Below are 24,870 nucleotides of genomic sequence, written 5' to 3'. Positions count from 1 at the left end.
ATCTCTGGTGAATGTGATCTCGATCTATCATTTGTTGCGATCTAAATCATTGACTAGTATCCAACTGAAAAATCGAGGTTAGTTAAGCGCTAGTGATCGTAAGGAGGTCGTCTTTGAAACGAGCATTGAAAAAGAGAGTAAAAGCTGTGTTGAACAATACCCCTAGCAGCGATGATGCCCCGGTAGAACTGCTAAATGTAATGAATCCAAAAGTTAAGAGCCGGGTGCGGACAAAAGCGGCGATGATTGGCTTGGCAATCTCTATGGGAGCAACCAGCCTTTTGGTGACTCGACAAAGCGATCAAGCCCAAGCAGCGGTGCCAGTAGGTAGCCAAAAGGCAACCTCAGCGATTCCTGCTGTTCCTGACACCGAGGTGAAATTCGCCTCCACAAAGCTGGAGTCCCAAGCAGTCTCATCAGCGAGCGTGCCGGAAAATCCTGTAATCGTGGAACCAACGGCAGTATCACAAGTGCCTGGGCTTGAAGCTAAATGGCAAGTAGCGGCAAGTGGAATATCTTTGCAAGTTCCTGCATCAAACACGTTTTCTCAAACAACAGCAGGTTATAAAAATTCCACTTACCTGAAGCCCAAAATGGCACAGGGATTGAACAATACTTTAGCAGAAACTAGTTTTCCAACAGTCAATAAGCTGTCTGACTATAGTGCTGATGGTGTTGATAGTACAAATATATCACTAACTGCGCAGCCACAAACAGTGGCAACGTCAACCGCAGCTAACAGTGAAATAAATGCACAACTTAAGGCGCAACAAGAGTTCGCACTAAATCGCTTACAAGAAAAATCGAACCGTTTAAGAAAGAGTCTGGCGCAGTTGCAGTCTGGAGAGACCAAAAATTTATCACAAGCTGATATAGAATTGGCGCAGCCGACAACTGTGGTTGAGAAGACTGCATTAGCAGTCCAGTCAGACACTTCTAGCGATGCAAGCCAAGCGAACCTGATATCGAGGTTAAAACAGAAGACACAGACAAGTGCATCTGTACCATCGGCGCCAATAGTGATTGCCTCCTCGACGCATACAGCTTATGAAGTTAAACCTGGAGATACACTAGCAGCGATCGCCAGCAGATACAACACTTCAGTATCAGAACTAGTTAAAGCAAATAACCTCAATAATCCCAATGAACTGCGAATTAGTCAAAAACTAGTTATTCCTGCGGTTCAAATTCCTGCCGTTCAAGTTGAGGCAGTTCAAGTTGAGGCAACTGTAGCGAGTCAGCCGACTTTTGTAGAGTCTAGCAAAACTCCTCATGTTGCTACCTCCCCTTTGAATATTGGTAGTGCTAACTCATATCTACCTAGTTCACCATCACCAACTATTGCCGACAACAGTAGCGTTGCCGTCCCTACACCGGTAACTGTACAGATTCAGGCAAATAGTGCAACCGACTTAAAAACTGCCCCCCCGACAGCTAAGTCTTATGGCGTTGGTGGTGACATTCCAGTGCCACAAGCTTTTGCCGAAATGCAACAGCCGAAGACACCAGCAAATAGGGTAGCAAGGGTAAACAATAACAATAATGACCGTTTGCGGGGCTTACAAGGAGAAATCCAGAGGTTACAGCAGAAATATCGCGCTCAACAGTCTGGTAATTTAGCTGTGCCAGCAGCAGCGATCGAAGCAAATAATGCTGCTATGCTCACTCCTGTTTCTACGCCCAATAATTTCAGTGTACCTAACCCTGTATCTAGACCGAATAGTGTAGCAATACCAATTCCAGTTCCGACACCGATTCGGGCTAACTATAGCGTTCAGCCAATTAAGCCCCAATTCCGTACTACTGTACGCCCTAGCGAAGCAGTAAACCCAGAATTCTTGCCTAATCTAGGTTCTGCTAGCCAGTGGACTCCCTCTCGCACTCAATCTGCCACAAGGGTGGCAACGCCTGCTGGAAAAGTAAATGCCTCTGACTCCTTAGGAAATATGCGAGGAACCACAGTTTCTCCACAGGTATTACCACCTTTGGCAGCAGTAGATCAATATCTTCCCAGACCCATTGACGAACTTACACCTCCTCCATCTTCCTCAACCTTAGCTTACACCTGGCCAGCAAAGGGAACCCTAACTTCTGGCTATGGCTGGCGCTGGGGTAGAATGCACAAAGGAATTGACGTTGCTAACTCCACTGGCACGCCAGTTGTAGCTTCAGCTGAGGGGACGATAGAAAAAGCTGGCTGGAACAATGGTGGCTATGGCAACCTCGTCGAAATCCGCCATCCTGATGGCAGCACGACTCGCTATGCTCATAACAGCAAGGTTCTGGTGCAACCTGGTCAGGCAGTACATCAGGGAGAAACAATTGCTTTAATGGGTAGCACTGGTCACAGTACTGGGCCACACACCCACTTTGAAATCCATCCATCAGGCAAGGGTGCTGTTAACCCAATAGCTATGTTACCGCAACGCCTATAATTCTTGGCTGTCTGTAACTAAATTATTGCCTTGTTAGTTGAGGGAGTCTACCTCCCTCTTCTACTTTTATTACCTCAATAGGGATGAAAGTTCTAACAAAATTCCAAAATGGACTAGTCTTGAGCAAATTTTTATGCTATATTAGCTAATGACTTGAATAAATATGGCTCAGTAGCTCAGTTGGTTAGAGCACGGGACTCATAAGCCTGGGGTCGTTGGTTCAACTCCGACCTGAGCCACTTTAAAAGTAATGATAATATAAGAGTTTCAGCTTCTAGTCATCAGTAGTACTAGGGAGCTGAATTTCTATAATAAGGCTCTTTTGACTATCCAGTGACTATCCAAAATAGTCAAAGGATTACCATGAAAGTTGGTATTGAAGTATCTAAAGGTTATCTTAGATTAAGATTTCCTAGAGCTTTATTTAATGGCAATCAGAAATACTTATCTCTGAATTTGGTTGACACTCCAGAGAACAGAGTGGCTGCTGAGATTCAGGCACGACGAATAGAGTTAGATATCCTAGCTGGCTATTTTGACCCTACCCTTGCCAAATACAAAGCTGACCACACCGCTACCCCTAAGAAACAAAAGGTATACAGCCTACTTGAGTTATGGGAAAAGTATACTCAGTTTAAAAGTGGTCAAGTACAGGAATCAACTCTTGTCCGTGACTACTCATTAATAGAGAAGCGCATCAGAGCATTACCTACTACTGATCCTAATCAAGCAGTGATCATAAGGAATCATTTACTGAGTACTTATTCTGCTGAAACAGCCAAGCGCACTCTTAAACAAATGAATGCTTGCTGTAATTGGGCTGTCCTATCTAAGCTAATAGAAAGTAATCTCTTCAAAGATTTAGCTAAAAGTATTAAGACCAAAAGAAAAAATAGCACTATACTCACCTTTAACAGAGAGGAAATAAATACTATTATTGATGCTTTTATTAGCGATAAATATTGTCCTAAGTATTCACCATTGCCTCATTCACATTATGCCAATTATGTTCGTCTATTATTTCTATCAGGCTGTAGACCTGAAGAAGCTGTAGCGCTGAAGTGGAAACATATTAGTTCAACACATATCAAAATTACCGAAGCTTTTCCTTCTGATGTAAGAGTCAGGAAGGATACAAAAACTCACCAAACAAGATTATTCCCAATCAATAATCAGCTAAAAGAACTCTTAAACTCTATTGGGTATGGGTGGAGGGGAAACATTATTGTTTTGTTCACGCAATGGTAGAGAGCTAAACAGCCATAACTTTTTAAATAGAGTTTGGCGACCTGTACTAACTGGTTTTCTTGATTCTTTTTTAGCAATTCTGATTCCAGTTTACCTAATTGATGACACGCCCTAGAACGCGCCCGCAAGTTAAGAAAACAACAAACACCAGCAGAAGAAATATTATGGGAATGTTTAAGAAATAGACGTTTGTTAAATACAAAATTTCGCAGACAACATAATATTGGTAGATAGCTCACTGATTTTTATTGTCATGAAAAACTACTAATTATTGAATTATATGATAGTATTCATGCAAATCAGCAGGCTCAAGATTTTATCAGAGAAAACTGGTTAAAATCTAATTACTTTACTGTGATTCGCTTTAGTAATGAGCAAATATTTAATAATATCGAGTTAGTTTTACATCGAATTGCACAAACCCTCATCCCCTAACTCCTTCTCTTTTGGGGAAAAGGGGAACTAAAGTTTTGCAGGATAAGGAGAATTGAATTTATGGCAACAACAGCTTTAATTGTCGGTGCAGGTAATGGACTGAGCGCTTCTTTAGCTCGCTTATTTGCCAAAGAAGGATTTACCATAGCTTTAGCGGCTCGCCAAATTGAAAAACTTACTCAATTGAGCAGTGAAATTGGGGCGGTTAGTTTCGCCGCAGATGCCTCAAAGCCAGACGAAGTAGAACAGTTATTTATTGATATCGATCGTAAAGTCGGTTCCCCAAATATTGTCATTTATAATCCCAGTTTTCGGGTGCGGGGGCCTCTTGTCGATCTAGACCCTGGTGAAGTGGCAAAAACCCTAGATGTGACTGCTTATGGTGGCTTTCTTGTGGCTCAAGCTGCTACCAAAAGGTTTTTGCAACTTGGTGGTGGTGCTATATTTTTTACTGGAGCCTCAGCCAGTGTTAAGGGTTATCCTCTGTCTGCTCCCTTTGCAATGGGTAAATTTGCACTACGCGGTTTGGCTCAGAGTATTGCTAGAGAATTAGCACCAAAAAATATTCATGTGGCGCATTTCGTGATTGATGGTGCAATCCGTTCAGCAGTTCGCCAAGATCCAGCAGATAATCCTGATAGTACCCTTGACCCGGATGCGTAGGCGTAGCCCGTCGTAGACATCGCTCAAACTTATCTGAGTATCCTACGCCAACCCCGCAGTGCTTGGACTTATGAAATAGAACTACGTCCGTGGGTAGAGAACTTCTAGCCAAGACAATTGTTACAAGAATAGTTTTGTAGGTATGAAAATTGATTTTGGTGCAACTGCTACTGATTATGCAAAACACCGCGCTGGGTTTCCTAGTTCATTATTTAACAAATTGTCTGAATATGGTATAGGTTTACCAGGGCAGAATATTGTTGACCTCGGTACAGGGACAGGAACGCTAGCGCGGGGGTTTGCCGATAGAGGTGCTTATGTAATTGGCCTAGATCCATCAGCCTCACTTTTAGAACAAGCCAGACTGTTAAGCGAATCTGTGCAACTTAAAGTAGATTATCGAGTTGCAAGTGCCGAGAATACCGAGTTACCAGACGCCAGTGCGGATGTGGTGACAGCTGGACAGTGTTGGCATTGGTTTGACCGTCCGCGTGCTGTCAAGGAAATTACTCGTATATTGAGAGTAAATGGCTTGCTTGCGATCGCACATTTTGATTGGATACCCTTAAAAGGTAATGTAGTTCACGCAACAGAACAACTGATTAAGGCTCATAATCCCGCGTGGAATTTGGGCGGCGGTAATGGTTTGTATCCCTTGTGGTTACAAGATATTGGCGAAGGAGGATTCCGAGAAATCCGCACATTTTCTTACGATTTATTTGTGTCTTATACACACGAAGCTTGGCGAGGACGAATTCGTGCTAGTGCTGGTGTGGGAGCCAGTTTGACACTAGAAAAGGTAGAAGTATTTGACCAAGAATTGGCAACATTGCTCGAAACACAATATCCTACACCAATTCTTCAGGTTCACCATAGAGTTTGGGCTGCGATCGCCAAATCACCGCCATCTAATTCGTAATTAAGAGATGTCTGTAACGCACTATTAACCTACAAAACAATCGCGCAATTTTTAGGAAAAGAACCATGCTTGAACTTTACTATTGGGCAACTCCAAACGGTCATAAAATTACAATTTTCTTGGAAGAAGTCGGCTTACCATACACTATAATTCCTGTGAATATTGCGGCTGGGGATCAATTTAAGCCAGAATTTTTAAAGATTTCTCCTAACAATCGTATGCCTGCGATCGTTGACCGCGAACCAGCAGATGGAGGTGCGCCAATTTCGGTATTTGAGTCTGGGGCAATCTTGCTATATTTGGCAGAAAAAACCGGGAAATTAATCCCCCAAGATTTACGCGATGCCTCCGGCGGGCTACGCCAACGCACTCAAGTTTTAGAATGGTTGTTCTGGCAAATGGCAGGATTAGGGCCAATGGCGGGACAAAATCATCACTTTAGTACTTATGCTCCCGAAAAGATTGAATATGCGATTAACCGCTATGTGAATGAGACGGGACGCTTATATGCAGTGCTGAATAAACAACTAGCAGATAAAGAATTTGTGGCTGGCGATTATTCCATCGCCGATATTGCTGCTTACCCCTGGATTGTGCCGCATGAACTCCAAAGTCAAAACCTAGAGGATTTTCCTCACCTCAAGCGCTGGTTTGAGACAATTAAAGCGCGTCCAGCAACAATTCGTGCCTACGAAAAAGCAGAAGCATTCAAAACTGAAGCGCTCGATCCAGATAAGTTGCGAGATTTGTTATTTAACCAGTCGGCGAAGACTATTCAGCCTTGAGCCTAATGAAATTGTTACTGTGGCGATGGCTAATTTAGCTCTAACCCCAGATCATCAGTCGCAACTATGAGCAATGGCTTCTTACTATCTTCCTTTCCTCAATTAGAAACAGAAAGGCTCCTTCTTCGTGAGACAACGTTACAGGATGCTGAAGCTACCTTTGCTGTATTCTCCGATCCAAGCGTGACTCAGTTTCACGATCTTGATACCTTCACTTCTATTAAAGAAGCGATCGCTGTCATTGGACGTAGAGCCAAGCGGTTTGAGCGAGGAGATGGAATTCGCTGGGGAATTGTCCATAAGCAAGACAACGTTTTGATTGGTTCTTGTGGGTTTACCTGGAATCCACAAGAACACTCAGCCGAAGTAGGTTATGAGCTTGCCAGTACTTTTTGGAGGCAAGGCATTATGACTGAGGCAGTGAGTACTATCTTGCAATTTGGGTTTGAGAAAATGGGTTTGCGTTTCGTTATTGCCCACGTCATGCTGGAAAATATCGCTTCTAAAAAGTTGCTAGAAAAGTTAGGTTTTCACAGTCGGGGTATACAGAAACAGTATGCCTTCTTCAAAGGGCAATATCACGATCTGGAGCAATTTGTGCTTAAAAATAAAAAACTGAGTGAGTAAGTTAGCAACAGATACAGGCTGATGTTTAGTTTCTCAATTGGAGTAAAGATGAGGAATTCTGGGCGTAAGCAGCTAAAATACGGTAAGCCTTCCGAATTACAGTTGATTCATCCAAAACAAGGCTCAATTATTATTAATTGTTTGTATAATTGGAAACTCAAATAACTGCTTATGTCAGAACAATATCGTTTTGAAACCCTGCAAGTTCATGCTGGACAAGAGCCAGCTCCTGGAACTAATGCTCGTGCTGTACCGATTTACCAAACGACTTCCTACGTTTTTGACGACGCCGACCACGGAGCGCGGTTATTTGCTCTCCAGGAATTTGGTAACATTTACACCCGCATCATGAACCCGACGACGGATGTATTTGAAAAGCGGATTGCTGCCTTAGAAGGAGGCGTAGCAGCATTAGCAACCGCTAGCGGTCAGGCGGCACAATTCTTGGCAATCAGTACCATCGCTCAGGCTGGGGATAATATTGTTTCCACTAGTTTTCTGTATGGAGGAACATATAACCAGTTTAAAGTTTCTTTGCCACGTTTAGGTATTAACGTCAAGTTTGTTGAGGGAGATGACCCAGAAAGTTTTCGTCAAGCGCTCGACGATCGCACCAAAGCCCTATACGTTGAAACCATTGGCAATCCTCAATTCAATATTCCCGACTTTGCCGCTTTAGCTCACATTGCCCACGAAAACGGCATTCCTTTAATTGTGGATAATACCTTCGGTGCTGGTGGGTATTTAGCTCGACCCATTGAGCATGGTGCAGACATTGTAGTAGAATCTGCAACTAAATGGATTGGTGGACATGGTACTTCCATTGGTGGTGTAATTGTCGATTCGGGTAAATTTGATTGGGGTAATGGCAAATTTCCTCTATTTACTGAGCCAGCACCCGGCTATCATGGGCTAAATTTTCAAGAAGTGTTTGGCCCCAATGGTTCTTTTGGTAACATTGCCTTTATTATTCGCGCTAGAGTCGAGGGGTTACGAGATTTTGGCCCGTCCTTGAGTCCATTTAACGCCTTTCTGTTACTGCAAGGATTAGAAACTCTCTCTTTGCGTGTAGATCGTCATGCGAGCAATGCCCTAGAATTGGCTCGGTGGTTAGAGCAGCAAGAGCAAGTATCTTGGGTTAATTATCCCGGACTTCCCAATCACCCTTCTCATGAACGAGCGAAGAAATATCTTCGGCATGGATTTGGGGGAGTTTTAAACTTTGGTATCAAAGGTGGACTAGAGGCGGGTAAAGCTTTTATTAATCATGTGAAATTAGCGAGTCATTTAGCAAATGTTGGTGATGCGAAAACCCTCGTTATTCATCCCGCTTCTACAACCCATCAACAGCTAAGTAATGACGAACAACTTTCAGCAGGCGTGACAGCCGATTTGGTGCGAGTATCAGTGGGAATTGAACATATCGACGACATCAAAGAAGATTTTGAGCAAGCATTCCAGCAAGTTAGGATTTAGTTTTTAATTGGGCATCCCTTCGGCTACGCTCAGGGCAAGTGGGCACAAGAGGCAGAGGTGCGGAGGGGCAGAGGTGCGGAGGGGGGAAACTGACTGCAACTTCTTTCTTGCTCCCCTGCTCCCCTGCTCCCCTGCTCCCCTGCTCCCCTGCCCCCACTCCCCACTCCTAGATATGATCTACTCAGACTTCATCTCACCGCAAACCCAGTTTTACCAACTGACAATGCCATTTCAATTAGAAGGCGGCGAAACATTAACTGGGGTTCAGATTGCTTATCGCACCTGGGGACAGTTAAATGCTCAAGGCAATAATGGGGTGCTGATTTGTCATGCCTTAACTGGTTCGGCTGATGCTGATGATTGGTGGGAACCTTTATTTGGTTCAGAGAAAGCCTTCAATCCAGAATGCGACTTTATTGTATGCAGCAACATTTTGGGAAGTTGTTACGGCACAACTGGGCCAACTACTGTCAACCCCATAACGGGAAACCCTTATGGCGTATCCTTCCCTAAGATTACAATCCGAGATATGGTTTGCCTGCAAGTTGCGCTATTAGAATACCTGGGTGTTCAATCTCTGCGGTTAGTAATTGGTGGCTCGCTCGGTGGAATGCAAGCACTGGAGTGGGCGTTGTTATATCCAAAAAAGGTGAAAGCGATCGCACCCATTGCTGTTTCTGGCAGACATTCAGCTTGGTGTATTGGATTAAGTGAAGCCCAAAGACAGGCAATTTATGCCGATCCAAACTGGCAAGGAGGGAACTATACTCTGGATGCGCCGCCAAAGCAAGGACTAGCAGTAGCGCGGATGATGGCGATGTCTACTTACCGTTCTTGGGATAGCTTTACAAGCCGCTTTGGACGCGAGTATGATGCATCTGAGCAGTTTACTATAACCAGTTACTTACAGCATCAGGGTCAAAAGCTAACAGAACGATTTGATGCCAACACTTACATCACTCTCACCCATGCAATGGATCGCCACGATATTGCACGCGATCGCACCAGTCCTGATTTGTCAGATTATGAATCTATTCTGCAAAGCATCCAGCAACCAACTTTAGTTGTTGCAATTGATTCTGACATCCTCTATCCTCCAGTAGAACAACAAGAATTGGCAAATTTAATCCCTAATGCTCAACTGGCGTGGCTGAATTCAACCCACGGACATGATGCATTTTTAATTGACATGGCTGTACTGAATGAACTGCTGATCTCTTTTCGGCAAAGTTTAGATTTCTCAGCCTCATAACTCAATAATCTCATTTTGTAGTTTTGTAGGGTGTGTTATCGCGTCAGCGTAACGCACCGTTAGAGATTTTCGGTGAGTTAGGAATAAATTCTATAACGCACCCTACCAAATTAAAGCTTGTGTATATGGAAAAAATTTATAGAGTGGCGACAGTCGCGGGAGTTGAGATTTTGCGACAGCGCCAACTAAAAGATAGTGTACCAGATTTGCGGTGGCTATCTGCGGAAAGCTTCTTACCTGGTTGTTGAACGTAGTCGAAACATCTTTGTAAAAATTCTTTTAATCAGCCCTAGTCAACAGAAGTGGCAAAATGCGGGTATTAAGATTAAAACAATTATCAGTAAGCGTCACCAAATCTACAGGTTTTTTAGATGATGAAACAGAGACGAGTGAGCATATACAAATGCACTCAGCTACTTTGGAGTGTTTTGTTAATGTTGGTAATTTGGAATCTACCCCTATACGCTTTAGCAGATGTCAACCCACAGGAGATAAATGCAATTACTCGCACGCGGGATATTGCCCTGCAAGCCCTAAACACTCGCGATTTTTCCAAAATACAGCCTTACTTGCACCCAAACTTCACAATCACAACAGTTGATAATCAGATATTTCACAAAGTTCCTGAGTTTGAAAAGTACTGGAATCAGCAGTTTTCCAGTTCCATTAAAGATATCAAAATGCAACTAAAAGGAGATAGTCTCAGAACATTTCTCACTCCAGAAATCGATGTTGCCTCTGGAGAAGCGATCGCGTCCTTCTTTTTCAAAGATGGCAAAGCGGCTGATATGGCTTTGCGATGGACAGCAGTGCTGCAAAAATTCCAAGATAAATGGATGATTCAATCGCTACATTTCTCCTCCAATCTGTTGAATAACCCAGTGTTGAATGCTGCTCAACAATTGGGGCGGATTCTAGCAATTGCAGCAGGAGTAGGCGGTTTTCTGTTGGGAGCAGTGACGATGCTATTATTACGTCGCAGAACTAAGCCACGAACCGAAAAGATATAGCAAATAAAGTGGGAATAAGTACCTATCAACCCAGTAGAAATATTAGCTTTCATCGCCGTCTCAAAGCAACCCTAGTAGTTTTATTAGTCTGGGGTGGTGTGAGTTTGCTGCACTGGCTACCAGAAACACAATGGTTGATGCTGGGATTAACGGCAATCCTGACTGTGCAAACGTTACGGATGCTGTTAGCTAAACCAGCGCCGGCGGTGATGGAGAGTGAAATTTATTTACCGCCAGTCTCGATTTTAGTTCCGGCTAAAAATGAAAGTCCAGTCTTGGCTAATCTAGTTTACAGCTTATGCCAATTGAATTATCCCAGCGATTCCCTAGATATCTGGGTTGTTGATGACGGTAGTACCGATGAAACCCCCCAGGTTTTGAAAGAATTACAAACTCAATTTCCAGCTTTACAAGTTCATCGACGGGAATCAAAAGGTGGTAAATCAGGGGCTTTGAATGCGGTGTTTCCCTTTACTCAAGGGGAAATTATTCTAGTTTGCGATGCAGATGCTCAATTACCTGTCAATTTTCTCCAGCAAACAGTACCTCTATTTCAGAAGCAAGGTATCGGTGCAGTGCAAGTACGAAAAGCGATTTCTAATGCTAATACCAATTTCTTAACCCGTTGTCAGCAGATGGAAATGAATTGTGATAGCTTTCTACAAACCCATCGCATCGCTATTGGTGGAATGTCTGAACTGCGTGGTAATGGGATGTTAGTTCGTCGGGAATTGTTAGAAAAGTGTCAAGGTTGGAATGAGCACACTGTCACCGATGATTTGGATCTTTGTTTCAAACTCTATTTAGCAGATGCGGAAATTGAGTTTGTTACATTTCCATCAATTCAGGAAGAAGGTGTAACTACTTGGGAAAAACTTTGGAATCAACGCTGTCGTTGGGCTGAAGGTGGCTATCAGCGTTATCTAGATTATTTTCCGCAAATTCTTACTTTAGCTTGGGCAAAAGAAATTGATTTAATATTATTTTTTATATTGCAATTTCTTCTACCAATTGGACTAATACCCGACTTACTTTGGACTATATTTTATAGCCATCATCCAGTTCTGTTTCCCCTCCAGACACTACTCAGCATCATTCTGACAATTGCCTTTATTGCTGGACTTTACCAATTTCAAAATTTACGAGGATGGTCTTTGGTTTGGGCAACAATTCAAGGGTCATTATACATGGTGCATTGGATTCCTGTGATGATTGTGGCCACTTCAAAGATGTGTGTGCAAAAGGAGCGATCGCGCTGGGTAAAAACTGAACATAGGGGAGGAGTTAATTGAAGGAAAAATTATTTAGTAAAACAATATTGTATCCCTAAAAAACCTTAACCGAAACGTATTGGATAATTCGGGTTTAATAAGTAATCAAAATGTCACAGCTTCTAGACATAACCAAGGGTGGTTAATTCGTAGAAGCTGTAATTAAACTTGGCGTTTTTTTGCAGATGAAATGCGATATTAGCTAATTTAATCCATCAGATGCTGCTGTACTTTGGAAACTAGTTCATTTGTCCAGTAGTTGGTGAGTTCGGCATTGGCTGCTTCCACCATTACTCTGATGACTGGTTCTGTGCCAGAAGCGCGAACCAAAATTCTGCCGGAATCGCCCATTGCAGCTTCAGCAAGAGCGATCGCTTGTTGCACAGGTTGGCAATCTTGCCATCCCAAACGGCGATCGCGATCGACAACGCGCACGTTCCGCAATAATTGTGGATAGGTTTGGAAGCTTCGATCTACTAATTCGCTCAAGGGAACACCCGCCTCTTTCACCAAAGATGCTATGTGTAATGCGGTTAACAAGCCATCCCCAGTCACGGCATAGTGACGGCAAAGAATATGCCCTGATTGTTCGCCACCTAGCATTCCCCCAGTGCGCTGCATTTCTGCTTGTACGTATTGGTCGCCAACTGCGGTACGAATTAAGTTACCACCAATTTGCTGCCAAGCTTTCTCAAAGCCTAAGTTGGCCATGACTGTAGATACAATCAAGTTGTCTGGCAATTGTTGGTTTTGTTGTAAGTGTCGTCCCCACAGGTAGAGAATGTAATCGCCGTTTACTTGTCTGCCGGTATTGTCTACTGCTAAGACGCGATCGGCATCGCCATCGAAGCCAAAGCCGATATCGGCGTTGTGTTCTTGTACCGTTGCTGCCAAAATGTCTAAATGAGTGGAACCGCAGTTAACATTAATGCGATCGCCATCTGCTTCGTTATGCAAGCAGATTACCTCCGCTCCCATTTGTGTAAATACTGATGGTGCTAACCCAACTGCGGCTCCCCACGCCAAGTCTAAAACAATCTTCATTCCCTGAAGATTTAGGGCACCGTTTAAGGGTTTTTTCAACGCCGAGCTATAATCTTCCACTAACTCAAAACGTGAGTAATGCCGTCCGCAATTACTGACTCTAGCGATCGGTGATATCTTGCCACGCAGTCCCGCTTCAATTTCTGTCTGCAATATCTGCGGCAACTTCCCACCATTAGCACCAAAAACCTTAATCCCATTGTCTTCTGGAGGATTGTGGCTGGCAGAAATCATCACTCCGCCAATGGCATCACTGATACTGGTGAGATAGGCAACGCAAGGAGTGGGACATAATCCCAAATACCAAACCTCTAACCCCGCTGCTGTTAACCCTGCACTCAAAGCCATTGCCAGCATATCGCTGGAGTTTCTAGAGTCCTGTCCGAGAATGACTGGCCCTACTTGAGTAGCATGGTTACGTAAAACAATCCCCGTCCAAAAACCAACTTGCAATGCTAGAGGCGCATTCAGTAATTCTCCGACTCGTCCGCGAATCCCATCTGTGCCAAATAAGGGATTTGCTGGTAATGGGATTAAATTCAGTCCAAAACTGCTCTCAATCCCTTTGCCCAATCCCTCAACTTCAGAAGTAGAACCCCCAGAAATTCCCGATGTCCGAGTTATAGATGAAACCATATTTTTAAACACTCCACACAATCACAATGAAAAATAAATAGCACTTAAGACTTTATTCAGCAATTTTGACATGCTTTTTCTCTTTAGAAATTCATTCTAGATCGAGCCATCTTTACGTAATAATACTGAATTTTTCTTTCTTGGATTGTAAATCTTTGATAAAATTAGTATTGGTTTTTACTTTATTAGTAAAGTCTCCACATCTTAGCTAATTATTCCTTTTATGCCGACAATTTTTGTTTTGATTTTTATCTGTATTAATTCACACTTTATAATGCTCTTACCAAGCAAGTATGTAATAAATATTACTTTTGGTAAATCGCAAAATTTTTCACCCAAGCTGAGAATGAAAGCAAGATTCAGCTAATAACAACAAAAAATCAAAATACTAAAATCTAAAATTCTGTTCTCTTAGCCTTGTCGCTGTGTAAAAAACTACAAAATCATCGCAGCTTAAAAAATTTTAATATAAATTCTCATCAAATAGTTTTAAGGTAACGTTTTAATGGCCTTTTTAGCCGTTAGTGAATTAAAACTCCGGCAGTAAACTTTTTAAAGTTGAGAAATTTAGCATGAGCAGCAATTTAGCAACCAAATTACGTGTAGGCACTAAGAAAGCCCACACAATGGCAGAAAATGTAGGTTTTGTCAAGTGCTTTTTAAAAGGAGTAGTGGAAAAAAACTCTTACCGGAAACTTGTTGCTAACTTCTACTTCGTCTACTCAGCGATGGAAGAGGAGATGGAAAAGCACCGCCAGCACCCAATAGTTTCTAAAATTAACTTTCCTCAGCTAAACCGCAAGCATAGCCTAGAACAAGACCTAACTTATTACTTTGGTGCAAACTGGAGAGAGCAAATCAAACTATCTCCCGCAGGTGAAGCTTACGTACAGCGCATCCGAGAAATATCTGCTACAGAACCGGAATTGTTAATCGCCCATTCATACACTCGTTACTTAGGTGACTTATCCGGGGGACAAATTCTCAAAAATATTGCTGTTACAGCAATGAATTTGTCTGATGGACAAGGTACAGCCTTTTATGAGTTTCCAGAAATTACTGATGAGAAGGCATTCAAAGCCAAATATCGGCAAATTTTGGATGAATTACCCCTTGACGAGGCGACAACCGATCGCATCGTTAATGAAGCTAACGCCGCTTTTGGCACGAACATGAAGCTATTCCAGGAATTGGAAGGTAATTTGATCAAGGCGATCGGTGTGATGCTGTATAATAGCCTTACACGGCGTCGTACACGTGGTAGTACTGAACTCGTCACAGCTGAGTAATCGTGTTGAGATTGCGGAGTATGGTGTGTGGAATCATAAGTCCAGAAAGCCTGATGAAGGATAATTCATAGATGTTTCTGGCGAAAGAGCGAACAACGCTTAAAATATTTAGGGGCAATAGCCCTGTGACTGCTTTTGATTCGTGAAAGCAAGCATGGGGAAATTGCCCCTCAATTTTGATTGGATTGGGAATTGGCAAGATAAGTATCTAGATTCAGATGCCAACCAAATTTTGGAATAATTTCTTCCCCAGTACACAGTACCTACTACTGTTTGTTAGCGCTCGTGGCTATTCTGCTGTATTTTGTTAAGGTCTTGTACTGCGTTTGGATGATCGGGATTGAGTCTAAGTACTTCTTGAAAAGCAGCGATCGCTTCATCTTTTCTATCGCTGTAGTGAAATATATATGATTACCTATTCTGTAGTAAAGACCAGATATCGGCTTCGGGTCAAATTTAGCTGCGAATGCTTACTTTTTCTTAAGAGGTTAGGTTCTTGTAACTCGCTGAACCGAGAACCGCTATAAGCCAGACTTCTAAGATTAAATGAGAGTTCCCAATATCAAATCTTCTCCTTCAGCGCCTGGTTATTCTGGCTGAACCAGCCTGATAACTAGCAAATATAAAATAATTAAATACTCAGCAAAAGTCGGCAGTATTCCATTTTGGAATATGGAAATGGAATTTAAGTATATCGAGTCACGACATCGAAAAAATTGTCGCGATCGAGTCTGATTTATTAGAAATACGGTAATACGATAGGTTTATGGTATATTACCACCATCAGAAAATTGTCTACTTGTAAACTCAAAGTAGTTTCCAGCCGCTCTCAAGCTTTCGATTTTGACTAAAATTTTGCCCGATCGAGTTTTGGCTGATTTGTTAGCGATGACAAATTAGGCTTTGTTACATCACTTGCAAACTTAGACAAATAACCAAGCAATTTCAATTACAAACGCACAATTATGGTAGATATTAAGTTCGCGTACTGGATTCCCAACGTCAGTGGTGGGTTAGTTGTTAGTAAAATTCCCCAACGCACAGATTGGACTTACGAATATAATGCTCAACTAGCTCAGACGGCTGAAGAAGTTGGATTTGAATACGCTCTAGCACAAGCCAGATTTATCGCTAGTTATGGCGCTGAGTACCAGCTAGAGGCACTTACAACTGTGTCGGCTCTGGCTCCTGTCACCAAGAAATTGAAATTGATTGCAGCAGTTCACCCTGGATTGTGGCATCCGGGAGTAGTTGCCAAAATGGGTGCCAGCATTGATTTTCTCTCTAACGGCCGGTTTGCTCTGAATGTAGTTAGCGGTTGGTTCAAAGATGAATTCACTATATATGGCGAACATTGGTTAGACCATGACGAACGCTATCGTCGTTCAGAAGAATTTATCCGCGTTCTCAAGGGTTTGTGGACTGAGGATGAGTTTCACTTTAAAGGCGACTTTTACCGCATTAACGGCGGTTGGGTGAAGCCTAAACCAATTAATCAGAATCCCCACCCGGAGATATTCCAAGGTGGTAACTCCAAAGCTGCACGGCGCATGGCTGGCCGCGTCTCTAATTGGTATTTCATGAATGGCAACACCATAGAAGGTGTGAAAGAGCAGATTGCAGATGTGTCTGAATTAGCGAGTCTTGAAGGACGCACAATTAAGTTTGGTTTGAATTCCTTTATCATCGTGCGAGATACGGAAGCAGAAGCGCATGAAGTATTGCGCGATATTATTGCCCAAGCTGATGTGGAAGCTGTCAAAGGATTTGGCGAAGCGGTGAAACAGGCGGGATCTTCTACTCGTGAAGGTCAGGGAATGTGGGCGAATTCCAATTTTGAAGACTTGGTGCAGTATAACGATGGCTTCCGATCGGGCTTGATTGGTACACCTGAACAAGTAGCTGAAAAGATTCGCCAGTTCCATGCAGTAGGAGTGGATCTAATTCTTGGTGGCTTCTTACACTACACAGATGATTTGCCAGCATTTGGTAAGACTGTAATACCAATTGTGCGTGAACTTAAAGCTAATCGTCGGACATCTGATGAGTTGGTTGGAGTGTAAACAGGAGGCAGAAGGCAGAAGGTGGATTGTTTATATCTGATTTGGAATCCAGCATTCTGTACCTCATTTAAAAGAATCTACGTATCTCTGCTCAAATAAATATATTTTGCGTTGTCTCATAGTAGTAGCGATTATGAGTCACTCAATCACAATCAAGGAGTTTTACCATGACATCAGTAATTAATACTGACCAGAAAGCGCATATTATTCGGGATGACAAAGAAGCGATCGCGATCGCTCACGAATTAGCGGCTGAGTTTGCTAAGGGAGACTCAGAACGCGACCAAAATCGGCGTTTACCTGCTGAGGAAGTAGAAAAGTTTTCTCAGAGTGGATTGTGGGGAATTACAGTCCCGAAAGAGTATGGTGGTGCTTTTGTATCGAATGCCACATTGGCAGAAGTAGTTAAAATCATCTCCGAAGCTGACTCTAGCCTCGGTCAAATTCCCCAAAACCATCTCTACATGGTGGAAGCAGTCCGGTTGGATGGTACAGATGAGCAGAAGAAGTTCTTCTTTGATTTGGTTCTAGAAGGTAAGCGCTTCGGTAACGCCTTCTCGGAAATTGGCACCAAGTCTGTGAACGATGTGCAGACAAAATTAACACCAGATGGATCTGACTTCGTACTCAATGGACGCAAATACTACTCTGCTGGGGCACTATTAGCACATTGGGTTCCCGTGATTGCCGGTAATCCAGATGGTAAGACAGTGGTGGCATTTGTCGAAAGAGATGCCGAAGGATTAACCCTACTCGATGATTGGACGAGCTTCGGACAGCGTACCACTGCTAGTGGCACTACCATTATTGAAAATGTGAAAGTTAAGGCAGAATACGTGATTCCGCACTACTTAGCCTTTGAGAGGGCAACACCAATGGGTGCGATCGCGCAAATCATCCAAGCCGCCGTAGACGTAGGAATTGCTAAAGCCGCAGTCCGTGACACCATCCACTTTGTTCGCAACTATACCCGCCCTTGGGTTGACAGCAATTTAGAAAAAGGCTACGAAGACCCTCTGACACTCTATAACTTAGGCAATGTCCAAATTCAGGTTCACGCTTCTGAAGCATTGCTGCGTCGTGCAGGCGAATTTCTGGACATCGCCAACGAGTCAGGTTTAGAAGAACCCAAGGTAGTTGAAGCATCAATCGCAGTGGCTGAAGCCAAAGCTTTAGCCACCGAAGCGGCATTATTAGCTACCAACAAGTTGTTTGAACTAGCAGGTACTAAGTCCACATTGGAGGAATTCAACTACAATCGCCACTGGCGAAATGCCCGCGCTCACACACTCCACGATCCCGTGCGTTGGAAATACTACGCTGTTGGTAACTACTTCCTCAATGGTGTCTATCCCCCGCGCCATCCTTGGTTGTAATTGCAGCATTTTCTACTGGGGTGAAGCTTTCAGAATTAACATTTACCAGAATGCTTTACCCTTAAAAAATCCAACATTCTTTAAGTTGATACGATGAGCGTTGCAAACCCAACCCAGAGGCAGAGCATTTGGAAAAGCCAGCCATTTAAAGGACTGCTTTTCATTGCTATAATTGCTGTCATTAGCTATATTTTTGAACTCATCTTTGGTCAAATTATTCAACTGAATTTGGAAACAAAGTTGACTTAGATCACGATGTAAAACTATTTTAAATTCAAAGTTTTCCAGTCAAATTTATAGTTACTTCTCACAATAAGTTATAGGAGAAGTGGTAAAGTATGCAATTAATCGAAACGAAAGAGTCTCAAAATTATCTCGATATAGCTAAGTCTTTAGCACAAGAATTTGCCCAGACGGCTGTAGAGCGGGATACCAAAGGGGGAACACCAAAGCATGAACGCGATCGCTTGCGCCAAAGTAGCTTGCTGAAACTGCTCGTACCCACAGAGTACGGCGGTTTAGGGCAAAGCTGGATTACCGTTCTGCAAATTACCCGCGAGTTTGCTAAGGTTGATAGTTCCATTGCTCACGTCTTTTCTTACCATCATCTAGGTGTAGTAATTCCGCATGTCTTTGGTTCGGCAGAGCAAAAACAGCGATATTACTCCGAAACTATTCACAATAATTGGTTTTGGTGCAATGCCCTTAACCGAATGGCACGCTTGATAAGCGTAAATCCCTGATATTAGTGGCTTTTGGGTATAGGGTGTTGGGTGTAGGCTGAGTGTGTTTAAGAAAATTGAATTTTAGCGCATCAAATAGAACAACATCTTCTTCCAACCCTTAACCCCACACCCTACATCCTACACCCTGCCCTGACTCAGTTTCATCTTTTCTTAGTGCCATTCGCCCTTAACCCTTTAGATAAAAGAGCTACTCTGACACCGGAAAATGATTATTTCCGTCTCAACGGGATTAAAAGCTTTTGCTCTGGCTCTCAAGACTCGGATATATTGCCGATTACTGCCATTCATCAAGAAACTGGTGAATTGAATATTTTGGTAATTCCTACCCAACGGCAAGGCGTTACTGTTCGTGATGATTGGGATAATATCGGGCAACGTCAAACAGATAGTGGTAGTGTTACTTTTGAAAATGTGTTGGTGTACCCTGACGAAATTCTTGGTAGTAGAGACAAACCCAGTCAACCCTTCAACACTATTCGCGCCTGCTTAACTCAATTGAATCTTGCTAATATCTACCTGGGAATTGCCCAAGGAGCATTTGAAGCTGCTAAAGCATATACTGCCACTAATACAAAACCTTGGCTGACATCAGGTGTAGAAAGTGCAACCCAAGATCCTTACATCCTCCAGCACTATGGCAAAATATGGGTTGAACTCCAAGCAGCTAAGAGCTTGACTGAGCAAGCAGGAGAATTACTACAAGCGGCTTGGGAAAAAGAATGGTCACTCACCGCCGAACAACGTGGGGAATGCTCGCTTTGCGTCGCTACTGCCAAAGTTGCAGCGACTAAAGTCGGTTTAGACATTACCAACCGCATTTTTGAAGTTATGGGCGCACGCGCTACTACAGCAAAGTACGGCTTCGATCGCTATTGGCGTAATCTCCGCACGTTCACTCTCCACGATCCGGTAGATTACAAAATTCAAGAGATCGGGAATTGGGCGTTAAATGATGAACTGCCAAAACCTAATTTTTATTCATAAATAATCGGTCTTTCAAGACACGATAAATCGCGTCTCTACATTAGGTTTTGGTATTGAGTTATATCGATTATTTCACCAAGGCTTCGGCGTGAGAACTATTTCTCTGGGCGAAATCATCCTATAATTCAGCAACGTTGAATTTATTTGTTAGAAATTCTTTATTCAGCGATTAAGGTTTTGAGAGCGTCTTGAGCATCAGCATTTTCTGGATCTATTTTTAATGCTTGCCGAAAAACTTCTGTGGCCTCTTGTTTTGAGCTATCACCTTCATCATAGGAAATCTCTCGGCCAAGTTTGATGTAAAGTTCAGCCATTTTGCGACGTGGAATCATATTTGTTAGCGGCTGATAAAAAGCCATGACAGCAGTAAAGCCTTTTTGCTTGTAAAGTGGCAAATTTATATTGGAACAGGTGTCATAACTGCCTTCACCAGTTTTTACCACCTTTTGGCAAATTCCCAGAGCTTCATCTAGATTCTCCTGTTGAGCGAGTGCTTCACTCAATTTACTGTAATAATAATCCGTAGGTTCTTTGGCAACAGCTTGGCGGTAAAGAGCGATCGCTTCTTCTGGTTTTTCTTGTTTCATCAAGATATCGGCCAGTTCTATATATGTTGAAGTCTCAGGTTTGATTTTAATTACTTGGCGGTAAGCAGCGATCGCTTCATTGACGAAGCCACGCTCTAATGAAAGTGATGCCAAACGCTCATAATAGACTTCATTTGTGGAGTCATTTTTATTTGCTTGACGATAGATATCAACGGCTTCTTTATATTCCAGCATGTCACCCAGATAGTAGTAAGCCAGATAACTCTTGGGATCAATTTTCAAGGCCTCGCGGTGAGCAGCGATCGCTTCTTCTCGTTTGCCTAATTTACGCAAGATATTACCTAAGTTGTTGTAATTATCTGCATCCGGCTGAAGTTTCAGCGCTTGACGGTAAGCTAAGAGTGCTTCCTGTGTATTACCAATTTCCATCAGCTGTGAAGCTAAAGTGTAGTAGTAATACGTGCTATTGTCAGGCTCAAGTTTGATAGCTTGACGAAAAGCGGCGATCGCTTCTGTCGGTCGTCCCTTTTTTGCGAGAAAATTACCTAAATTGACATAAATATCAGCACTGGGATTTAATTGCAACGCTTGACGATAAGCAGCGATCGTCTCTGCAATCTTCCCTTGGTTAGATAGGATATCTGCCAGTTTGGCGTAAGCAGAGCTATTTTTGGCATCCCGTTCAATCAAACTCCGCCAAATATTAGCGGCTTCTTCATAATTTTTCACTTCTTCGGCAGATGTTGCTTTTTGTTCCAGCTCCTCTACCGTTTGTGCCGCACTGATTTGAGGAATTAAAGCCAAACCTAAACTCAACAAAAACGGGAATATTTTCAGGTTTACCATAGACTTTCAGCTTAAAATAACTAAGTCAATCTTCAAACCAAGCTTAATCTCAGTATTTAAGTTTGTAACCCGTAAAACTTACCATACTGGGTAAATCAGGCAAAAATATGGCTACGAAAATTCCTGTCACAGTAATCACAGGCTTCTTGGGTAGTGGAAAAACCAGCCTAATTCGCCACCTGCTACAAAATAACGAAGGACGGCGTATTGCCGTTTTAGTCAATGAATTTGGCGAACTCGGTATTGATGGCGAATTATTGAAATCCTGTCAAATTTGCCCCGAAGATGGTGAGGGCGACACTAATATCTTTGAATTAACTAATGGCTGCTTATGCTGCACCGTGCAGGAAGAGTTTTACCCGACGATGCAAGAGTTAATTAAGCGGCGAGATAGCATCGACTGCATTTTGATTGAAACCTCTGGTTTAGCTTTACCAAAACCACTGGTCAAGGCTTTTCGCTGGCAAGAAATTCGTAACGCCGCCACTGTGGATGCGGTGATTACCGTGGTAGATTGTGCGGCGGTTGCAGCCGGGACATTTGCTAGCGATCCAGATGCGATCGCAGCCCAGCGCCAAGCAGATGATAATCTAGAACACGAAACACCCTTGCAAGAACTGTTTGAAGACCAACTTGCTTGTGCAGACTTGGTGGTGTTAAATAAGATTGACTTAGTGGATGCCGAGACAAAAGCCAGAGTTGAGGAATTGATTAAGCAAGAGTTGCCTAGAGTGGTGAAAATTGTCGAGAGCGATCGTTCTCAACTAGACGCATCTATATTATTAGGATTCCAAGCCGCAGTTGAAGACAATTTAGATTCTCGTCCCAGTCATCACGATACCGAAGAAGAGCACAATCACGACGAAGAAATTACTTCCGCTAATTTAATTTTGGATCGTACCTTTGATCCCGAAAAGCTGCAACAGCAGTTGCAAACATTGGTACAACAACAAGAAATTTATCGGATTAAAGGCTTTGTCGCAGTGCCTAATAAATCCATGCGCTTAGTGATGCAAGGTGTGGGAACCCGATTTGATAAATTTTACGATCGCCCCTGGAAACCAGAAGAAGCTAGGCAAACGCGCTTAGTTTTCATCGGGCGTGATTTGAATTCTTCAGAAATAGAATCACAACTTGTAGCTTTATGAGTTAGGAGTTAGGAGTTAAGTATAACTAGTACAATACGGCGGAAGTTTACCTACCTGTAACAAGGATATTTTGCTCTATATCTATCAAATATTATGTGGTTTGGAGCAACTTAAAATGGTAAATTTATTCCGCTATTGTGTATTAGTTAATTTAAAAGGACAAACAATACTAATAAATAAAAGTTCCTAATTTTCACTCTTAACTTATAACTCCTAACTTCTAACTTATACCTTCTAACTTCAACCCTCACTCTTGATTTTGCAAAAATATGACGATTTCTCAAATATTTAATGTTGCCAATCTTTTCGTATTACCATTTTGGGCGTTGATGATTTTATTGCCGAACTGGAAAGTGACACGACAGATAATGTCATCATATTTACCATTTGTGCTGTTAGCAGGGACATATTTATATTTGTTTATTAACAGCATTACTCCAGAAAATGCTCAAGCTTTATCGAATCCTCAATTAGCTGATATTGCGCGATTTTTTGCAGATGAAACAGCTGCGGCAACAGGTTGGATTCATTTTTTAGTGATGGATTTATTTGTCGGTCGCTGGATTTATTGGGAAGGACAGAAAACAGGTGTTTGGACAATTCACTCTCTGGCTTTATCTTTGTTCGCTGGACCGTTGGGATTACTGTCTCACATTTTAACTGACTGGATTACTAAGAGATTTTTCCCAAAGTTTCAGCAGAATGAAAAGGCGACATTAACAGAACAAGAAGTACCATCAACTGGCACATAGCAATAGGGGCACACATCTGTGCGCCCCTACTAATGATAATTGCTAATAGTTTACTTCCCTTACCAATTATCTCATTTTAAAATCATTAACCGTTGCCGTGTCTATAGTCAGCATCTATCCAGCAGCGTGGCAGAACTTCACCTGAAGGAAAAACAAGATTTTGTTTTTTAAAAGTTTCAGGTTGCTGTTCTTCTTGACCTTCTTGATCTTTTGCCTGAACAACATCAGTATTCGGGTCAATTAATTCCTGAATTTCAACAATTTTTACCAATTCGCCACTATCTTTGACTTGTAAAAGCATAGAAATCGCCTCAATAAGTTTGCATGAAAGTTAAGAGCAAGTTTAAGATAAACTCATTCTCGTCTCAACCAATTTAGAAGGTCGAGATTCCTTAATTGTTAAAGGAAATTTTTACCAAATATAAACACATAAATTACACGAAATTCATTTATGTGTCTCTGTGGTTTTTATTTTTATAAGATTGATAGAACAAATTAATTCTCAATTCAGCATTGCAAATTTAATCGGGGAATGCTGACCGAGAAAATTGTCTAATTCAAATAATCTTGGTTATAGATATTAGATTTCGCGTTGATATTTTTCTAAAATATCAACTAATGTTACTTGACATTGCAGTGGCAGTAAATTACTTAAAGGAAGTTCGCTTCTACCGCCGCCAATTTTTACTGGAATTGATTTCAAGACTTTTAAAACTCGATCTTCACTTACATTGTTGGAAGTAATTAAGGGATACAACTGTTCCGCAACAAGGGTGTGCAGTTTGGCATTAGATAAGTAAAGATGCCATTTGGCAATGTCTATATAGACATTTTCGCCAATTTCAGCTGCTAGGGCCTCTAGTAATTCTGTGGTGTTAGTCTTAGCCATAAAAATAACCCTACATTAAGAAAAAGTGCGAAATCTCAGGCTTTTTTACATTATGGCTCAATTAACAGGCTAATCCTACTACCAGAGGTTACAATCGCCCCAGCATGAGTAATCCATCTTCAGGTGGATTTTGGTGGAGTTCCGGTGTAGTTAGCGATCGCACTAATATAAATCAGATGTGCTAACACTATTCCCGTCCAACTTAACGTTACCAAAGGCAGCCACTCCCAGGTAGTGTCTTTCAAAATGTGGAAAAACCACAACCCGGAATTAATACAAGCAGCGATCGCCACATGGATGGCAAAATTCATCCGGTCATCTATCTTGCGGTAATCAGGGTCTTTGCGATCGGGTTTGCGAGGCCAACGAGGAGGCATAAATATTTGTTACAGATTTAAATACACCCTACTCATTCTAAGGTTTTTAGT

At 42.3% G+C, this 24,870-nt stretch carries 23 protein-coding genes, 1 tRNA gene and 1 pseudogene; 20 read left to right on the top strand and 5 right to left on the bottom strand.

Annotated features, from left to right (window positions below):
- The first annotated feature begins 113 nt into the window (after window positions 1-113).
- The 13 genes and pseudogenes from AC1F2U_RS00575 to AC1F2U_RS00515 all read left to right on the top strand — a co-directional run bounded on the left by AC1F2U_RS00575 (window position 114) and on the right by AC1F2U_RS00515 (window position 12,142).
- Window positions 114-2,435 carry a peptidoglycan DD-metalloendopeptidase family protein gene (locus AC1F2U_RS00575; protein ID WP_480259370.1) on the top strand — a complete coding sequence of 774 codons (2,322 nt, stop codon included), beginning with the start codon at window positions 114-116 and terminating at the stop codon, window positions 2,433-2,435.
- A gap of 165 nt (window positions 2,436-2,600) precedes the next feature.
- Window positions 2,601-2,674: transfer RNA gene (locus tag AC1F2U_RS00570), tRNA-Met, on the top strand.
- 124 nt (window positions 2,675-2,798) lie between these two features.
- Window positions 2,799-3,683 carry an Arm DNA-binding domain-containing protein gene (locus tag AC1F2U_RS00565; protein WP_480259369.1) on the top strand — a complete coding sequence of 295 codons (885 nt, stop codon included), beginning with the start codon at window positions 2,799-2,801 and terminating at the stop codon, window positions 3,681-3,683.
- 123 nt (window positions 3,684-3,806) lie between these two features.
- Window positions 3,807-4,118 (top strand): annotated as a pseudogene (locus AC1F2U_RS00560) (endonuclease domain-containing protein); the annotation flags it as partial.
- Between the two features lie 60 nt (window positions 4,119-4,178).
- Window positions 4,179-4,781, top strand: a complete 603-nt coding sequence (locus tag AC1F2U_RS00555; protein ID WP_480259368.1) for an SDR family NAD(P)-dependent oxidoreductase — start codon at window positions 4,179-4,181, stop codon at window positions 4,779-4,781.
- Between the two features lie 142 nt (window positions 4,782-4,923).
- Window positions 4,924-5,700, top strand: a complete 777-nt coding sequence (locus tag AC1F2U_RS00550; RefSeq protein WP_480259367.1) for a class I SAM-dependent methyltransferase — start codon at window positions 4,924-4,926, stop codon at window positions 5,698-5,700.
- Between the two features lie 65 nt (window positions 5,701-5,765).
- Entirely contained in the window at window positions 5,766-6,485 is a 720-nt protein-coding gene (locus tag AC1F2U_RS00545; protein WP_480259366.1) for a glutathione binding-like protein, read from the top strand.
- Between the two features lie 66 nt (window positions 6,486-6,551).
- Entirely contained in the window at window positions 6,552-7,112 is a 561-nt protein-coding gene (locus AC1F2U_RS00540; RefSeq protein WP_480259365.1) for a GNAT family N-acetyltransferase, read from the top strand.
- A 171-nt stretch (window positions 7,113-7,283) separates the two neighbouring features.
- The gene (locus AC1F2U_RS00535; RefSeq protein ID WP_480259364.1) at window positions 7,284-8,588 is read left to right on the top strand and encodes an O-acetylhomoserine aminocarboxypropyltransferase/cysteine synthase family protein; all 1,305 of its coding nucleotides are present in this window, start codon (window positions 7,284-7,286) and stop codon (window positions 8,586-8,588) included.
- Between the two features lie 172 nt (window positions 8,589-8,760).
- The gene (metX, locus tag AC1F2U_RS00530; protein ID WP_480259363.1) at window positions 8,761-9,840 is read left to right on the top strand and encodes a homoserine O-acetyltransferase MetX; all 1,080 of its coding nucleotides are present in this window, start codon (window positions 8,761-8,763) and stop codon (window positions 9,838-9,840) included.
- A gap of 125 nt (window positions 9,841-9,965) precedes the next feature.
- On the top strand, window positions 9,966-10,088 hold the full coding sequence (locus tag AC1F2U_RS00525) for a hypothetical protein (protein WP_480259362.1): 123 nt from the start codon (window positions 9,966-9,968) through the stop codon (window positions 10,086-10,088).
- 186 nt (window positions 10,089-10,274) lie between these two features.
- The gene (locus AC1F2U_RS00520) at window positions 10,275-10,850 is read left to right on the top strand and encodes a YybH family protein (RefSeq protein WP_480259361.1); all 576 of its coding nucleotides are present in this window, start codon (window positions 10,275-10,277) and stop codon (window positions 10,848-10,850) included.
- Window positions 10,851-10,858: 8 nt separating this feature from the next.
- Window positions 10,859-12,142 (top strand): glycosyltransferase family 2 protein, encoded by a 1,284-nt coding sequence (locus AC1F2U_RS00515; RefSeq protein ID WP_480259360.1) that lies wholly within the window; start codon window positions 10,859-10,861, stop codon window positions 12,140-12,142.
- A gap of 186 nt (window positions 12,143-12,328) precedes the next feature.
- Here AC1F2U_RS00515 and glmM read toward each other — a convergent pair whose 3' ends face one another.
- The gene (gene glmM, locus AC1F2U_RS00510; protein WP_480259359.1) at window positions 12,329-13,801 is read right to left on the bottom strand and encodes a phosphoglucosamine mutase; all 1,473 of its coding nucleotides are present in this window, start codon (window positions 13,799-13,801) and stop codon (window positions 12,329-12,331) included.
- 572 nt (window positions 13,802-14,373) lie between these two features.
- Between glmM and AC1F2U_RS00505 the strand changes: the two genes are divergently transcribed.
- The 5 genes from AC1F2U_RS00505 to AC1F2U_RS00485 all read left to right on the top strand — a co-directional run bounded on the left by AC1F2U_RS00505 (window position 14,374) and on the right by AC1F2U_RS00485 (window position 20,259).
- The gene (locus tag AC1F2U_RS00505) at window positions 14,374-15,090 is read left to right on the top strand and encodes a biliverdin-producing heme oxygenase (protein ID WP_480259358.1); all 717 of its coding nucleotides are present in this window, start codon (window positions 14,374-14,376) and stop codon (window positions 15,088-15,090) included.
- A gap of 965 nt (window positions 15,091-16,055) precedes the next feature.
- Window positions 16,056-17,153 (top strand): dimethylsulfone monooxygenase SfnG, encoded by a 1,098-nt coding sequence (gene sfnG / locus AC1F2U_RS00500; RefSeq protein WP_480259357.1) that lies wholly within the window; start codon window positions 16,056-16,058, stop codon window positions 17,151-17,153.
- Between the two features lie 167 nt (window positions 17,154-17,320).
- A complete protein-coding gene (locus tag AC1F2U_RS00495) occupies window positions 17,321-18,529 on the top strand; it encodes an SfnB family sulfur acquisition oxidoreductase (RefSeq protein ID WP_480259356.1) in 1,209 nt (402 codons plus the stop codon).
- A 338-nt stretch (window positions 18,530-18,867) separates the two neighbouring features.
- Window positions 18,868-19,272: an acyl-CoA dehydrogenase family protein gene (locus AC1F2U_RS00490; RefSeq protein WP_480259355.1), complete on the top strand. Its 405-nt coding sequence runs from the start codon at window positions 18,868-18,870 to the stop codon at window positions 19,270-19,272.
- A gap of 156 nt (window positions 19,273-19,428) precedes the next feature.
- Window positions 19,429-20,259, top strand: coding sequence for an acyl-CoA dehydrogenase family protein (locus tag AC1F2U_RS00485; RefSeq protein WP_480259354.1), 831 nt, complete (start codon window positions 19,429-19,431; stop codon window positions 20,257-20,259).
- Window positions 20,260-20,417: 158 nt separating this feature from the next.
- On the opposite strand, the gene AC1F2U_RS00480 is transcribed toward AC1F2U_RS00485, so the two are convergent.
- On the bottom strand, window positions 20,418-21,653 hold the full coding sequence (locus AC1F2U_RS00480; protein ID WP_480259353.1) for a tetratricopeptide repeat protein: 1,236 nt from the start codon (window positions 21,651-21,653) through the stop codon (window positions 20,418-20,420).
- Window positions 21,654-21,760: 107 nt separating this feature from the next.
- On the opposite strand from AC1F2U_RS00480, the gene cobW reads away from it, so the two are divergent.
- Window positions 21,761-22,801 carry a cobalamin biosynthesis protein CobW gene (cobW, locus tag AC1F2U_RS00475; protein WP_480259352.1) on the top strand — a complete coding sequence of 347 codons (1,041 nt, stop codon included), beginning with the start codon at window positions 21,761-21,763 and terminating at the stop codon, window positions 22,799-22,801.
- A gap of 269 nt (window positions 22,802-23,070) precedes the next feature.
- Window positions 23,071-23,553: an ABA4-like family protein gene (locus AC1F2U_RS00470; RefSeq protein WP_480259351.1), complete on the top strand. Its 483-nt coding sequence runs from the start codon at window positions 23,071-23,073 to the stop codon at window positions 23,551-23,553.
- A gap of 85 nt (window positions 23,554-23,638) precedes the next feature.
- Here the strand turns inward: AC1F2U_RS00470 and AC1F2U_RS00465 are convergent, their stop codons facing one another.
- From AC1F2U_RS00465 to AC1F2U_RS00455, 3 genes are all read right to left on the bottom strand, one after another.
- On the bottom strand, window positions 23,639-23,854 hold the full coding sequence (locus AC1F2U_RS00465; RefSeq protein WP_292731719.1) for an acetyltransferase: 216 nt from the start codon (window positions 23,852-23,854) through the stop codon (window positions 23,639-23,641).
- 279 nt (window positions 23,855-24,133) lie between these two features.
- Window positions 24,134-24,442, bottom strand: coding sequence for a DUF3181 family protein (locus AC1F2U_RS00460; RefSeq protein WP_480259350.1), 309 nt, complete (start codon window positions 24,440-24,442; stop codon window positions 24,134-24,136).
- A 119-nt stretch (window positions 24,443-24,561) separates the two neighbouring features.
- Window positions 24,562-24,819 (bottom strand): hypothetical protein, encoded by a 258-nt coding sequence (locus AC1F2U_RS00455; protein WP_480259349.1) that lies wholly within the window; start codon window positions 24,817-24,819, stop codon window positions 24,562-24,564.
- Window positions 24,820-24,870: the final 51 nt, after the last annotated feature.

The organism is Nostoc sp. LEGE 12454 (genome assembly GCF_056620565.1).
The sequence above is the reverse complement of the archived record's forward strand: the minus strand, read 5'-3'. Positions and strand labels throughout refer to the sequence as shown.

Excerpts from the sequence above, each read along its gene's own strand:
- AC1F2U_RS00565 (WP_480259369.1), top strand. The coding sequence starts at position 2,799 with ATGAAAGTTGGTATTGAAGTATCTAAAGGTTATCTTAGATTAAGATTT.
- AC1F2U_RS00555 (WP_480259368.1), top strand. The coding sequence starts at position 4,179 with ATGGCAACAACAGCTTTAATTGTCGGTGCAGGTAATGGACTGAGCGCT.
- AC1F2U_RS00550 (WP_480259367.1), top strand. The coding sequence starts at position 4,924 with ATGAAAATTGATTTTGGTGCAACTGCTACTGATTATGCAAAACACCGC.
- AC1F2U_RS00545 (WP_480259366.1), top strand. The coding sequence starts at position 5,766 with ATGCTTGAACTTTACTATTGGGCAACTCCAAACGGTCATAAAATTACA.
- AC1F2U_RS00540 (WP_480259365.1), top strand. The coding sequence starts at position 6,552 with ATGAGCAATGGCTTCTTACTATCTTCCTTTCCTCAATTAGAAACAGAA.
- AC1F2U_RS00535 (WP_480259364.1), top strand. The coding sequence starts at position 7,284 with ATGTCAGAACAATATCGTTTTGAAACCCTGCAAGTTCATGCTGGACAA.
- metX (WP_480259363.1), top strand. The coding sequence starts at position 8,761 with ATGATCTACTCAGACTTCATCTCACCGCAAACCCAGTTTTACCAACTG.
- AC1F2U_RS00525 (WP_480259362.1), top strand. The coding sequence starts at position 9,966 with ATGGAAAAAATTTATAGAGTGGCGACAGTCGCGGGAGTTGAGATTTTG.
- AC1F2U_RS00520 (WP_480259361.1), top strand. The coding sequence starts at position 10,275 with ATGTTGGTAATTTGGAATCTACCCCTATACGCTTTAGCAGATGTCAAC.
- glmM (WP_480259359.1), bottom strand. The coding sequence starts at position 13,801 with ATGGTTTCATCTATAACTCGGACATCGGGAATTTCTGGGGGTTCTACT.
- AC1F2U_RS00505 (WP_480259358.1), top strand. The coding sequence starts at position 14,374 with ATGAGCAGCAATTTAGCAACCAAATTACGTGTAGGCACTAAGAAAGCC.
- sfnG (WP_480259357.1), top strand. The coding sequence starts at position 16,056 with ATGGTAGATATTAAGTTCGCGTACTGGATTCCCAACGTCAGTGGTGGG.
- AC1F2U_RS00495 (WP_480259356.1), top strand. The coding sequence starts at position 17,321 with ATGACATCAGTAATTAATACTGACCAGAAAGCGCATATTATTCGGGAT.
- AC1F2U_RS00490 (WP_480259355.1), top strand. The coding sequence starts at position 18,868 with ATGCAATTAATCGAAACGAAAGAGTCTCAAAATTATCTCGATATAGCT.
- AC1F2U_RS00480 (WP_480259353.1), bottom strand. The coding sequence starts at position 21,653 with ATGGTAAACCTGAAAATATTCCCGTTTTTGTTGAGTTTAGGTTTGGCT.
- cobW (WP_480259352.1), top strand. The coding sequence starts at position 21,761 with ATGGCTACGAAAATTCCTGTCACAGTAATCACAGGCTTCTTGGGTAGT.
- AC1F2U_RS00470 (WP_480259351.1), top strand. The coding sequence starts at position 23,071 with ATGACGATTTCTCAAATATTTAATGTTGCCAATCTTTTCGTATTACCA.
- AC1F2U_RS00465 (WP_292731719.1), bottom strand. The coding sequence starts at position 23,854 with ATGCTTTTACAAGTCAAAGATAGTGGCGAATTGGTAAAAATTGTTGAA.
- AC1F2U_RS00460 (WP_480259350.1), bottom strand. The coding sequence starts at position 24,442 with ATGGCTAAGACTAACACCACAGAATTACTAGAGGCCCTAGCAGCTGAA.
- AC1F2U_RS00455 (WP_480259349.1), bottom strand. The coding sequence starts at position 24,819 with ATGCCTCCTCGTTGGCCTCGCAAACCCGATCGCAAAGACCCTGATTAC.